Below are 13,061 nucleotides of genomic sequence, written 5' to 3'. Positions count from 1 at the left end.
TTACTACTTAAACGAGTGGTGTATGGGGCAACTGCTGACGAAGCCATTGAATCTCTTGGGCGATTCCGGCTGCTAATTCTGGCTGCCGCAGATCTTCTGGGACAACGCTCCAGGCATAGGTTTCTACCTCGAAGTGGCGAATCTGAGGATACTGTTTGATCTCGGAAAGAAAGTCGTAGATCTGTGCTTGCGTGGTTCGCAGCAGGCCGAACTGGTCGAGATAAATCGGCATATGAAAGTGAATTCGCCAAGTCTCGTCTTGCGGAGGATTGTCGGCGACCTCGTTCAACGCGTACGGCAAGTCTTCATAAAACCGAACATTGCCAGCGGCATCTTTCACGGTGGTCTGATGCAGGTAACGATCTTCCGCGAAGTGCGAAACCTCGTTCAGGACCGCCGTTCGTTCAGCGGGCGAAAGATCGGCGAAGCGAATTTCAATGGCGGAGGAAATCTGGACTTTGCCAATCGAGATGCCTGCTTCCGCGTATTTCTGCAGGACCGTTGATTGATCTTCGAACATGACCGCAGCATGACAAATATCGTGGCAAACACGCAGATAGCGGCGGATTTGTTGCGAATCGCCTTTGGGGAACAGGCGATCCTGAAACAGTTGAATGACATCCTCAGTGGTATCTAATAGGCAGCCAGGTTCTGGTTCGATACATACGTAAATCAACCTCCCGGTTTGCTGCTCCAGCGTGTGGAGGTAATCGACCAGGTTTAACAGGTTGTCCACCGCATCGGACCACTGCTGCTGCGTTGGCTCAGGCTTGCCCCAAGCAATCGGCATGGTCGAGATACTTCCTTCTTCGCCAGGAGCTAACAGTTGATCGAGGATGGTTACCAGATTCTTGGTATAGGCCAATCGTTCTGGCTGCCACCAAGTAGGCAGATAGACATCATGCTTTACGACAGCCTTATGGAAATCGCCGAAGGGAAAACCGTTAAAGGTATAGGGAATCCATTTGTTGACTCGCAGCAACTCGGCAAACGCATCGAGCTTGCCGGGCTCGATTAAGGATTTGGCAGTCGAGGCGGACAACCATAGGCCAACTCCGAGAGGCTGAGCAGCCCCGAGATATTCTTGCACACGCGCGGCATGCGTTTTCAAGTTGTGTTCGGTTTGCTCGAGGGTGGCCCCCGCGTGGACGTTGGTGCAGTAGCCCGTCCAAGATTGGATTGTCATGGTCATTCCTTGCAGTGGAAGGTGTTTCCCAAGTTTATCACTTGTTCGCACGGCTTTCAGCAGGGAGCAACAGCAAGGGGATCACGGCAGAAAGCCGGAGAAGAGTTGCCACAAAGAAATAAGTGCGATACGCCGTAGGGTCGTACTGAAGTTCCGGGGCAACGAAATAGTTTGCAACCGACCAACCGGCCAATGCGGTTAGCCCGTAAACAAGTCCGGTCCAGGCGAAATAGAGGGCCAAAGGAGGACCGGCGCTGGCATCGCTGCGGCCATCGACGACGGCAATGGGTAAGGCCACGTTGATTAGGGCATAAGCGATCCAGACTAGGTTGCCTGCCACGTAACCGATTGTGCCGAAACTGTAGAGCAAAGGCCCCAAGGCAACGAAAAGTTGCCCGCAGATCATCACACGCCGCCAGCCAAACCGATCGATCGCGGCCCCAGCGGGACGACTGAGGAGAGATTGCCCTAATTGCATCGCGGCGACCATTAACATGGGAACCAACAACGAGATATTGAGGCCGCGATAAGGGTAGACATACAGCAACGTCGAGAACAGCCCATTGGCGGAAGAGAACCACGTTCCGTAAAGCAAAAACCAATATGCTCGGGAGTTTCGCCAATGCTGCAGGTCTTCTAAGAACGAGCGATGGGGTTGATTCTGGGTTTTCGGTTCGGGAATTCCTGACAGCGGAAGAACTGAAATCCCCATGGCCAGTGCTCCGTAGACGGCCAGAAAGGGATAAGAGATCCATTTGAAGTCGATCACAAATGCATCGCGTAGCGTGACTGCGAGAAGGCCGGCAAACAGGCTCCCGATCAGTTTTCCGGCGGTAAGCCAACGTTCGCGGAGGCCAAAGAAACGACCGCGTTGGTGGTTGGGGACAAGTTGTACGAGCCAAGCAATGAAAACCACAAAGCCGCAATATTCGGCTAAGTGATAGAAGCACCAGCAAATCACGATCGCGGTTATCGCCCTCGAAGTGGAAGTCCAGATCCCAGGAACCGCACACAGAGGAAGTAGCAATAAGAAAAGGGTCGACAGCAAGAACGCCGTCGCGCTGGTCATGCGATAGCTTCCCCCAAGCTTTAAGAGATAGGGAGCAAACCAACGCAACACGCCGACCAACTTTGGAGCGGCAATAATCCACGATATGGCGACTTCTTGCGCACCGATGCTCAACGCGAAATAGGTAACCAATGTGGTGGAAACCAGACCGTTGCCAATTCCCCAGATGCCGGCATTCTGGTTCGCTCCGCGCGAAGTCGCTTGTATCTCCCCGACAGGTTGGATCACGTTGCGACTCTCCGCAGGACGAGTGGGCGATGAACGTTTAGCGAACGTTCGTTCCTTGCAGATGATAAATCGCACGCACTTTGTCGTCACCGTCCTTGTATTCTTGGATGGTGAATTCCCCTTCCACGGTCACGGGACGCACGGTGAAGTCCACGCCACGGCCACTCATCTCGACCAGGATACAGTCGTACAACGCGGCTCCAGGGCCAAAGCAACATTCCATGTTGTCGCGGACGAGAACAAACTGTTTGATATCGCGACTTTGGTAGCCCGGCAGAATAAAGCCACCAATGCGGATCTTCTGTTTCTTAAGATCCTCGATTGCCTGAGGTAGCATCGACCGCTCGAAGTCGGCATCGGGGGCGATATCGAACTTGATGTCGTCGAACGTCATGTCAATCGTTTTGCCAGGCTGTGGTTTGGGAGTCGTGCTTTTGGGAGCGGTAGGCTGCGGAGAATCGGTTGTGACCTGCGTTTTCTCTGAAGCGGATACATTGCCGTCAGGCTGCTGGGCGGCTGCCGAGTTATTGGCTAAGGGCTGGCTGGCCTGGGAGTCACTGGCGGCTGGCGCGGAGGTATCCGCTTCGACATTGCTATCGGTGGTAGACGTGGGTTGCGAGGGATCTGGCTGAGTGCAGCCAGCAAACGCCAGCACAAGGGGCACCCAAAGGCTTGGCAGAGAGAACGATTTGGTGGGGAGGAACATCAATCGACGTAATTGGCTTCGAGTTCGTAAAAGACGCCCGTCAGGTCCTCGATCTTTTTCAAATCGGGATGGACTCTGAGCGTTCCCCCAATCTTGCGTCTATTGTAAGAAAAATCAACCTTTAAAGGCTCGGCCAGACGAACTTCGACCATATCCGTTAATGCCGGCTGTCCCCCGAAGCAGCAAGTATCGAAGTCGGGGACCATGACAAAGCTGGTTAGGTTCTTTCTTTTCGCATGCGGATAGACGTATCCGCGAAGCAGTACCTTCTTGCCGTCAAGCGCCAAGGCAGAATCGGGAATCGGCAAGGTTTGCCCAGGTTGCTTTTGAAGAAGGCCAAATGGAATCACTTCGTAACCTGGTGGCAGGTCGTAGTACTCATCATAGATATAACGTGCCGTTCCGCCGGCAAGGCTGGCGAACGAGAGCACGATTCCGATAACGGCTAAAGGAAAGCCCGTTTGCGTAGCTCGATTCTTTCGCACGGAGATCGCGGCCCAAGTTCCCAGGGCAATGCCGATCAGCGAGATTAGAACCAGCGGGAACGCAAGAATCGCTACCAGGCTGACAAATCCGATCAGAAGTGCCGTAACCGCCAGCGAACTGATGGAGCGATATTGCTCGTACATCGCTGGATCGACGTCGCCACTGAAATACGAACTGGAGTCGGAGGTCGTGCTCATTTCTAACTTAAGAAGAGGAGGAAGTACGAGGACGAAGGGAACCTCGCCTAGGCGGAGGCACTATTGCCTGGGTTCCAGAGGATACTGGATAGGACCAGGATGAGCCCAAAGGTCACCAAGACAGGAATCGACGTGGAAATAATACGCTGCAATATTCCTACGCTGGCAGGCTCTGGGAGGTTCGGATTGGTTTGGCCTGTAATGGCCGCAGCTAAAGCACGATCACCAGCGGTCGAAAGTTTGTCTCGAGTGACTTGTGGCTTGGCCATCGCCGTTTGTTTGCCAGATTGCTCGGCGGCGACCGTTGCCGGAGTATCTGCCGTTGCCGCCAGCAATTCTTCTGCAGGTTCTTGCTCGGCTTCCACTTTGGCCAGTAACTGCTCTTGCGGTTTTTGCTTATCGGCCGGGCGTTCCGGAACTGCCTGAGATTGGAACGGGAAGAAGGTTTGCGCCCGTTTCATGGCATCCGGATCAATCTTTTCGAGTTCCAAGAGGTACTGCTTGGCTTCCGGTTTAGGGCAAGCCATGAGATAGCGAATGACCGGAACACGGACCCAGCTGGTTTCGTCATCCGCTTCCTTGAATAGTTTCACCAAGCGATCAGCCACCGACCAATCTTCCCAGCGGGCGAAGTCGGCAATGACTAAATCGGCAAGGGCAGGGCGGTCGAGCATCAAATGGAGCGACTCCAAGAGTTTTTCCTTGGGGATCACGTCGGTCTCGGTACCATGGAAACGTAGCGCCATGATCGCCGCATAGGTGTCGGCGTATTCGGCTTCTTTGTTGGCCAAGTACAGCTTGTCGATCGTCGGCAGGCCTTCTGCTCCGGCCAGTGTCAGGTAGCAGCCAATCAAAGCATCAAGCCCTTGTTTCGCTCGGCTGTCGTCGCTGTTGAGCATTTCCTCTAGCATCGGGAGATCGGCCTTGCTGCCACAAACACCGAGCATGGTGAAATATAAGCGACGATGATTCGCAGGCAGGTCTAGGTTCTTGATCCACTTCACAAGCTGGTCGTGCTTCATCTCAGGCTTCAGGTCGTGCAACGCGCTATAAGGAGCGTTGGCGAATTCATCGTACGCATCACGAGCAAGCATATCGTCCTGGTCTTCCAGGTAGTTTTGATAGAAAGCGTATCGCTTGTTCCCGGTTGCCGGCAACTTGAGCACTTCGTTCAGGTAAGTCACGCCTCGGTCTGTCAGTAAGGTCGGTGTCGACCACATCATGTTTTCAGGTTCTGTTCCCAGAATTAGGAACAAGCGACCCTTGCGGCCATCGCCGTAGTAGAGCGATTTGATCTTCTTGGTGTCTTTCAGGTGTTCTTTGCCTTTAAGGACCTGAACGATCTCGAACGTCGCCTCGACGCCAGCGCCTTCCATGGTGGTGTCAGGGATATCCACCAATTTGGCGATGACGGCTGCATCCATCGATTCGATCTCTTGCGAGAACGTTTGAGAAACCGCTGCACAAAAAGGACATGCGGAAAGGGTTTCAACGAAAGCGGTGGTTGATACCAATGCTCCGCAAAGAATCAATAGCCGTCCGAGCATAGGAAATCTTCTCTTGGGTTCGAGGCATCCGGCGGGGACTCTTCATCCGCGTGATGAGAGCCGGGGGACTCGCTGGCTGTCTTGTTCTAACTCAATCATGCCGGTTACGGAGATGAACTGAGTGCTTCCGCCACGTCGGTTCGATAAGCCGTGTATGCGGGCAGGAAGCCAACGATCACCGCCAACATTATTAGAGCCGGCACGATAACCAGCTCTAAGCTGCAAAATGGGCCTAGCCAGCTATTTTCTATTATCACCGCTGGTAGCTGAACTTCAAGCGATCTTGGTAGGGGAGCCAAATCGAAAAGGCCAATTCGGACGCCTGTTTGGGCCTCGATCGAGGGACTGGCCAGGAATAACAAGAGATGAGCGCCCATCCAGCCTAAAATACCTCCTCCTACAGAAAGGATGATCGATTCCCAAAGAACAATCCCCATTACCGTTTCACGTCGAGCCCCTAAGGCCCGCATGACGGCAATTTCACGTTTGCGATCATTCATCGAGTTGTAAATGCTGACCAGAATAGAAATTCCCGAGACAAAGCAGATGAGTGTCGTGATGACCAAAAGCAGGGTTTGAATCGGTTTCACGATTAAATCGAAGAGATTCGTGATCTCCATAACCGGCATCACAATTTGAGCAACATTCCCTTCGTTCACTCGATTACGAATGATGATGGGGGAGAACAGGTCGGCTGTTCTCAGGAGGATGGCCGTGACTTCGCGCTGATCAATCGGTAGTGGCTGCGGGCGAGAAGTCGTTTTTTCTGCCGTATCGATATCGACACTGGCTACATCTACCTGCTCCGAGGAATCAAGAGGCTGATCTTTCCCCTTCTCGACCAGGGCAACTTCTTTATCATCTTCTTCTACCTTGGCGTGGCCTGACATGAGGTAGAAGCCTTCCATGTTAATGAAAACGGCTCGGTCGTTGGGGGTTCCGGATGGCGCCAAGATGCCGACCACCGTGAATGGTGATTCGGTATGGATATCGGTCGGGTCTCCACCATGGGAGGCCGCTATCTGGTCACCTAGCTTAAGCCCCGTCTGCTGGGCGACGATCGAGCCGACAACTGCTTCGCGATAGCCATGTTCTTCGTTCCAGACCTCGAAATTGCGACCTTCATCAAAGTGGTATTTCAGATCTTCCCCGTCTTCGTTCTTGAAGGACTCGAAAAACTTCGGCAGGGTGCCCACCACGCGAAAGTTTTGATAGTAGTCTCCCAGGCAAACGGGAATCGCGAACTCGGTATTTTTAGCAAAGGTGCCATCGGAAAGCTCGCCTCGCTTTTCCGGTGCCATCACGGCGAGCTCTTTTTCCTGTTGTTCTTTTGTTAGGAACTCTTGGTAGAACGTATAGGGAATGTTCTCAACCGGTTCGCTCAGGTAAAAGGTGGTATTGAGCACTTGCTGCAGCTTGCCACCCTTAGCACCGGCAATCATGTTGTAGCCCAAGTCGGAATTGTCGGAAAACGACTTGGAGACCAAGCCGTGTACCAACAGCACCGCCGTGACTAACAGCACGCCAAGGGCCATCGAGAACGAGGTCAGGGACGAAGCCAGTGCCCGTTGTCGAATACTTCGCCAAGCGATTTGCCAAATACTCATGCGTGTGCCTTCTTCGCTTGGGCCAATAAATTCAGTTTTTCTAGCGGTTCAACCCGTTGAAATTGCTCTGCCACTTCCATCGCGTGTGTCACCATGACCAGGGCAATTTCCTCTTCCTGGCAGGTTTGCCGAATCAAGTCGACGATCGACTGCTGGTTGGCCGGGTCCACATTGGCTGTCGGCTCGTCAGCGAGCAGCAGCTTCGGGCGATTGGCTAAAGCGCGAGCAACGGCGACGCGTTGTTGTTCGCCGACCGACATGGTGCGGGGATAAGAATTCAGGCGATGGCCGAGTCCGACACGCTGAAGAAGATCGTGAGCCCGAGAACGATCGACACGCCCGCGGGAAAACGACATCCCCAAGATAACGTTTTCTAACGCTGTGAAACCTTGCAGCAAATTAAACGTTTGAAAAACGTACCCCATTACCTCGGCCCGAAATCGGTCTCGCCCATCTTCGGACAGCCGGGTGATATCGAGTCCGTTGATCGCAATCACACCCGAGTCGGGCGTGCCGATGCCAGCGATCAAGTGTAAGAGGGTCGACTTACCGCACCCGCTTCGCCCCACGATCACCATTTGTTCGGCAGCGGCCACATCGAACTTGGGGACGTCCAGAATTGGCATTCGGTTGCCGGTAGGCAAGCGGAACGATTTCTTCACATTTTCAAGGTGCAGCATGTCCAAAGACCAAGCATGAGAGGAAGGTAGCCCTATTCAGGCAAGCATGTATTGAAATAGGTCTGATTGCCGGCGCCAACCCCTATTTGCAATTGAGTTGCAGGAGTGTAGTACTCTCTTTCTTTTACTACGCGATTGCTAGCAAATGGTTCGTTACGAACGTGTTAACCCCGTTTCATGGCCCGATCGATGTCTCGTTTGGCGACATCCTTTTTCAGTTTCTCGCGTTTGTCGTGCATTTGCCGCCCGCGACCGATCCCCAGCAGGACCTTTGCCCGCCCTTGCTTGAAGTACATCTTCAGAGGAACCAGCGTGAACCCCTTCTCTTCGCCTTTGGCGGCGAACTTTGCAATTTCACGTTTATGAAGCAGCAATTTACGTTTGCGCCGGGCGTCGTGGTTCAGGAAATCGCTGGAATTCGAGTAAGGGGTAATTTCGCAGTTGATCAAAAAAACTTCGCCGTTAACAACGCTGGCAAAAGCTTCGGACATCGCTAGTTTGCCGTCGCGCAGGCTTTTGACCTCGCTCCCCACAAGTTGGATACCGCATTCCAGGCGGTCGAGAATCTCGTAGTCGTGCCGCGCCTTACGGTTTTCGCCGATGAGCTTCTCGTTCTTGTTTTCTTCTTTTTTCGTAGCTTTCGACTTCTTAGCCACTGGCGCTTCTTTCCAGATAGGGCGTGACAAGTTGCGATAACGGCCGCTGGTGGGCCTGTACTTGCGATGCCAGCATGGGAAGGGAGTTTTTCTTAACTTCGACCTAGGCTCGAAACCATGGTCCTGCTAATCTCCCGCCTCCAACGAAGACCTCGCAACGACGACTCTTAGGTATATCGAACGCGTGGAAATATTCGACTTTGAGCCCTTCGAAAACGTTCGGCAAACGCCACCGCAAATCGACTTCCATTATATGGGAATCGTCGATTTCGACCTTTGCGTAGCCTTGCAGAAACGCCTCGTTTACGAGTCCGGAGGGCGTGACGATGGGCACATCGCATGTTTGCTGTGCGAGCATCCTCCGCTCATTAGTATAGGCCGTGCCGGCTCGCGGCGACATATCCGCTTGACTACGCAAGAGATGCGTCGACGGAAACTCGAAATGAGGTGGATTGGCCGAGGTGGTGCGTGTGTCGCTCATACGCCGGGTCAGTTGGCCGTGTATCCGATTGTGCCGCTAAAAGCGTTCGGTTGGTCGGTTGGGCAATATCTGCAACGATTGCAGGATGGCCTGCTGGACACGGTTCGCCCGTATGAGGTTCCCATTTATAAGAGACCTGGCCGATTTGGCCTGTGGGGGCGTAGTGGTATGCTCGCCGCCATTGGAGTGGCTGTCCAGAATTGGATTACCAGCCACGGGGCTTTTCTGAATGTAGCCTGTTCTCCCCTCACTCAGGTGGGTGTTGAGGCAAATCCGGCGGAACTTGCTTGCCCCGGAGATCCCCCAACTATGAGCAGTCTGCTGGAAGAAACCGAGGCTTGCCCTACAATAAGAGAGGTCGCCCGCAATGTGGCGAATAATTTGGCGCAACGGTTCGGGGCAGATCAGGCAAACTGGCACTCGAGCCATCCTCTGTTTCCTGAAATAGTCAAGCAAGCACGTGATCGAACCCGCCAAGCAGCCAGTTGAACTTCCAATTATTGATGCGTCCGATGATATTCCGTCGCCTGATTCGGGGCGACGTCTGCCTCGCTGGCTGAAACGGAATGTCCCCAAGGGAGATCCCGGCCACAAAACGACGCAATTGATGAAAGAGCTGGGGCTGGAAACGGTCTGCGAAGAGGCAAAATGTCCTAACCGGATGGAATGCTATTCGCAGCAGACCGCGACCTTTATGATTCTCGGGGCGGTTTGTACCCGTGCTTGTAGCTTCTGTTCGGTATCGCGCGGTACCCCCCAGGCCCTATCTGATGATGAGCCGGAACGCTTGGCCGAAGCCGCTTTTCGCTTGGGCCTAAAGCATGTGGTGATCACCTCGGTCACGCGCGACGACTTGCCGGATGGCGGAGCAGATCACTACTTCCGCTGTATTGAAGCGGTACGGGCTCGGACCGGCGCCACGATTGAAGTCCTGACGCCTGACTTCATCGATTCTAGGGAAGCGTTGGCCCGCGTTTTGGAAGCCAAGCCAGAAGTTTTCAATCACAATACCGAGACAGTCCCTCGCCTTTATCGGCGTGTGCGTGGCCCCAAGTCGGAGTACCGCTGGACACTGGAATTGTTGCGCCGCGTGAAAGAAATAGCCCCTAACACCAAAACCAAGAGTGGTTTGATGTTGGGTGTGGGGGAAACCCGTGAAGAGCTCTTAGACACTTTGGCAGATCTGCGGGAAGTGAATGTCGACTTTCTGACGCTTGGTCAGTATCTACAGCCTGACCAGAAGAAGTATTTACCGGTGGTGCGTTACTTACGCCCGGAAGAGTTCGAGGAACTCGGACAACAGGCCAAGGCAATGGGCTTTGTAAAAGTCGCCAGTGGGCCTTTTGTTCGCAGTAGCTATCATGCCCGCGACATGGCCGAAAGCTTCTAGAAGACAGTTAGCTCTTGTGTGGTTCGATGGCTCGTGCCGCAGAGTGATCTTGACCTCCTGCAGGACTTTGGCGGTTGCCACCGTAGCGAAGAAATCGTCGGTGCTGATAGAAGCAACGTAAAAAGGGCAGCATCGATTTTGCTGCCCTTTTCCTTTGCTAGAAATCTTTGTCTACCGATCGGTGTAGATCGTGGTGCTTTCTTCTTTGGTGATCGGAGCAGGAATCCCGTCGGTCGAGACTTGGACTTTAATCCGTTGGTTGCCTGGCATCGTTCCTTGCACTTGGATCTTGAGGCGAACCGTTTGCTTGGGTTCGATCCGCGAGATCGGTTGGAAGATGACCTTTTGACCTTGGATTTGTCCCTGTGCTTCGCCGTTGGCAGAAAGCCCTCGCATGCCAGCAGGGATCTCGGCGACTACCTGAACGTTGGTGGCTTCCTTGGAACCTTGATTGACGATCTTGATATCGTAGGTTGTTTCTTTGCCCACTTCGATCGGGTCGGCCAAGTCAGCGACTTCAAAGAAGATGGCGGCGAGGCCTTCGACTTGCACCGTTGATTCATCCTCGGCACTAAGCCCCTTGCTGGCGGTCCCTTCCACTCGCAGACGCTGCGCACCAGGTTCGATCGGCAGGGCAACAAGTTCGACGGTACCACTTTGCGCCGGCGGCAGTTCCTGTAGGTTCCAAAACACGGCGTGCCGGGTGGCGTCGTATTGGCCAGCATTGTTTGCTTCGACAAACTTCAAGCCTTTAGGAAGGTACGTGACCAAGTCGATCTCGTGAGCCGGGGCCGTGCCGGGGTTGCTTACCTCAACGGTGTACTTGGCTGGGCGTTCGAGATAACGAAGCTTAGGACCACTCATCGCGACCGCCAGTTTCGGGGCGATCACTTCTAGGTCAATCGCGGCTTCTTGAGACAGATTGCCATCCGCACGGGCATGCAGAATATTTTGCACGCGGCCAGCGCTGACAGCATTGAGGACCAGATCTAACTGACGCGATTCGCCTGGGCGTAACGTGCCGACTTCAAATTCGAGTTCTTTTCCGGCAGGATGCGAGAAGTTTGCTGGGACATTTTCTTCAAGCACCACCCCTGTGGCCGCACCGGTGCCGGGGTTGCTAATGGTAATGGTAATTCCTAACTGATTTCCAGCTAGTACCGTGGCGGAACTCGCTTGGGTTACCTTGAGATCTGGACGGGTAACAACCGACTTGGCGGAAGCTATGGCCGCGAAAGTCACACTGGCGACACTGCCGATGTCTCCTTCTTCCAAGGGAAGGATTTCCAGCTTGAGCGACTTACGCTCGCGCGGTTGAAGCGTGCCCAGGTTCCAAACCAAGGTGCCGTTCGGACCAGGCTCGGCTTCTGGACTGGTCGAGACGAGTTTGGTGCCGGCGGGAACCATGTCATGGACGACAACGTTGGACGCTTCGACACGACCGTTGTTTTCGACATGCAGTTCGAAGGTTGTGACCTTGCCAATTTGAACTTCAGGAGGGGCAATTTTTTCGAGGCGGATGCTGGGGGTTTGATCGCCTTCCCAGCGGGATTCACCTGGACGTGCAGAGACCAACATTCCGGTAACAGGCGGTGCCGAACGTGATGCAATTGTCGTTGGCTGTTCAGCGAAACGGGCCGCAGGTGGTTGGCTGATTGCTGCCGGGGTAGGCTCGGCAGCCATCGGCGTGGCTGCAGGGGATTGCGTTGCCGAGAAGCCACGCGTGCTGTTGTAATCGGACGATACCGTCGAGCCCATCACACTCGGCTGAACTGAAGCTGCAGCGGACGGCGCTGAGGCTGCCGGAGCAGGCGAGGCCGAGAAACGGTTCGGATTCGACGGCATGCTGTTTGAGGACGGATAAGCACTGGCCCCGTAGCTAGGCTGCGTTTCCATCGTGCTAGGAATTCTTTCCTGCACTGCCCCGGCAGCGGTGTCAGCTTGGTCGCTGATTGACTGCGCGGCGGAGTTTACCATCGAGGAAAAGCGAGACCCTGCATTTTCAACGGCACCTTGGGCGGCGACGGTTGCTTCCTCGACAACGCCATTGGCTTCGGCGGCGATATCACTAGCGGCAGCGGTCACTTGTTCCGCTGCTTCTGCGGCCATTGCCGCCGCGCCAGCTTGAAAGCGGACCGGCGGAGGTGCCATGGTGTTGCTGGATTCTGCTGCAAAGCTTTGGGGATTCGGAGGCGTTACGCCGCTTGGCTGAGCAGCAGGATTGCCAAAACGTGAGACCGGAGGAGCTGCTGGCTGGGTGGGAGAATCGGCATTGGAATTGAATCGGCTTCCTGTGGAAGCAGTGGTTGCGGCTTCCGGAGCTTCTTCTGCCATGGTTGCCGCAGGATTTTCTGCTGCGGATGTATTGGGATTACTGAGGAATTGACTGAAGCGACTTGGTGGTGAACTTCCATCCCCGACGGTCGCTGCAGTGGGACTTGCTGCAGGGTTTTCAGCTGTTGTGGCCGTTTCTGCCGCTGGGGAATCGTTGAAGCGGAAACGAGATACCGGAGGCTGAGGGATTGAACCACCCGCAGGCGATGACTCGGCTGTGGGGGCCTCGGTTGGCGCATCGTTCGAGGCCAGCCTCACCTTCGAATCGGGGAAGGGGGGCACGGCGGGCGTGGGCGTGCCTTCTGGCTTAGCTGCTTGTGAAACTTCGATTGGCTCCGGATCTGGATTGGCCCGAGATGCCATCATCGATTGTCCGATTGCGGTGGCGCCCAAAGCAACCACTCCACCAATCACGGCCAAACGTAAATAAATGTTCTTCATGGCATCCTTGCCTAACATGCGAAACTTCTTTCTGGCTTCCATACTCAAGAAAT

General features: G+C 54.3%; 11 protein-coding genes. 2 read left to right on the top strand and 9 right to left on the bottom strand.

Annotation, left to right across the window (positions count from 1 at the left end):
• Window positions 1-7 precede the first annotated feature (7 nt).
• The 8 genes from eboE to smpB all read right to left on the bottom strand — a co-directional run bounded on the left by eboE (window position 8) and on the right by smpB (window position 8,362).
• Window positions 8-1,186 (bottom strand): metabolite traffic protein EboE, encoded by a 1,179-nt coding sequence (gene eboE, locus DTL42_RS10795; RefSeq protein ID WP_114368731.1) that lies wholly within the window; start codon window positions 1,184-1,186, stop codon window positions 8-10.
• Between the two features lie 37 nt (window positions 1,187-1,223).
• Window positions 1,224-2,483, bottom strand: coding sequence for an MFS transporter (locus tag DTL42_RS10790; RefSeq protein WP_114368730.1), 1,260 nt, complete (start codon window positions 2,481-2,483; stop codon window positions 1,224-1,226).
• A 37-nt stretch (window positions 2,484-2,520) separates the two neighbouring features.
• A complete protein-coding gene (locus DTL42_RS10785; protein WP_158545320.1) occupies window positions 2,521-3,147 on the bottom strand; it encodes a DUF3299 domain-containing protein in 627 nt (208 codons plus the stop codon).
• Window positions 3,148-3,188: 41 nt separating this feature from the next.
• The gene (locus DTL42_RS10780; RefSeq protein WP_114368728.1) at window positions 3,189-3,872 is read right to left on the bottom strand and encodes a DUF3299 domain-containing protein; all 684 of its coding nucleotides are present in this window, start codon (window positions 3,870-3,872) and stop codon (window positions 3,189-3,191) included.
• Between the two features lie 47 nt (window positions 3,873-3,919).
• Window positions 3,920-5,419, bottom strand: a complete 1,500-nt coding sequence (locus DTL42_RS10775) for a hypothetical protein (protein ID WP_199590121.1) — start codon at window positions 5,417-5,419, stop codon at window positions 3,920-3,922.
• Window positions 5,420-5,523: 104 nt separating this feature from the next.
• A complete protein-coding gene (locus DTL42_RS10770; RefSeq protein ID WP_114368727.1) occupies window positions 5,524-7,026 on the bottom strand; it encodes an ABC transporter permease in 1,503 nt (500 codons plus the stop codon).
• On the bottom strand, window positions 7,023-7,706 hold the full coding sequence (locus tag DTL42_RS10765; RefSeq protein ID WP_114368726.1) for an ABC transporter ATP-binding protein: 684 nt from the start codon (window positions 7,704-7,706) through the stop codon (window positions 7,023-7,025). The genes DTL42_RS10770 and DTL42_RS10765 overlap by 4 nt, the downstream gene beginning before the upstream one ends.
• A gap of 164 nt (window positions 7,707-7,870) precedes the next feature.
• Window positions 7,871-8,362, bottom strand: a complete 492-nt coding sequence (gene smpB, locus DTL42_RS10760; RefSeq protein ID WP_234824163.1) for an SsrA-binding protein SmpB — start codon at window positions 8,360-8,362, stop codon at window positions 7,871-7,873.
• 184 nt (window positions 8,363-8,546) lie between these two features.
• Between smpB and DTL42_RS10755 the strand changes: the two genes are divergently transcribed.
• A complete protein-coding gene (locus tag DTL42_RS10755; protein WP_114368724.1) occupies window positions 8,547-9,332 on the top strand; it encodes a lipoyl(octanoyl) transferase LipB in 786 nt (261 codons plus the stop codon).
• 7 nt (window positions 9,333-9,339) lie between these two features.
• Entirely contained in the window at window positions 9,340-10,233 is an 894-nt protein-coding gene (gene lipA / locus DTL42_RS10750) for a lipoyl synthase (protein ID WP_234824170.1), read from the top strand.
• A 171-nt stretch (window positions 10,234-10,404) separates the two neighbouring features.
• On the opposite strand, the gene DTL42_RS10745 is transcribed toward lipA, so the two are convergent.
• A complete protein-coding gene (locus tag DTL42_RS10745; protein WP_158545319.1) occupies window positions 10,405-13,026 on the bottom strand; it encodes a DUF11 domain-containing protein in 2,622 nt (873 codons plus the stop codon).
• Window positions 13,027-13,061: the final 35 nt, after the last annotated feature.

The sequence above is a fragment of the Bremerella cremea genome (genome assembly GCF_003335505.1).
Taxonomy (GTDB): Bacteria; Planctomycetota; Planctomycetia; order Pirellulales; family Pirellulaceae; genus Bremerella; species Bremerella cremea_A.
This window is presented reverse-complemented; position numbering and strand designations above follow the sequence as displayed.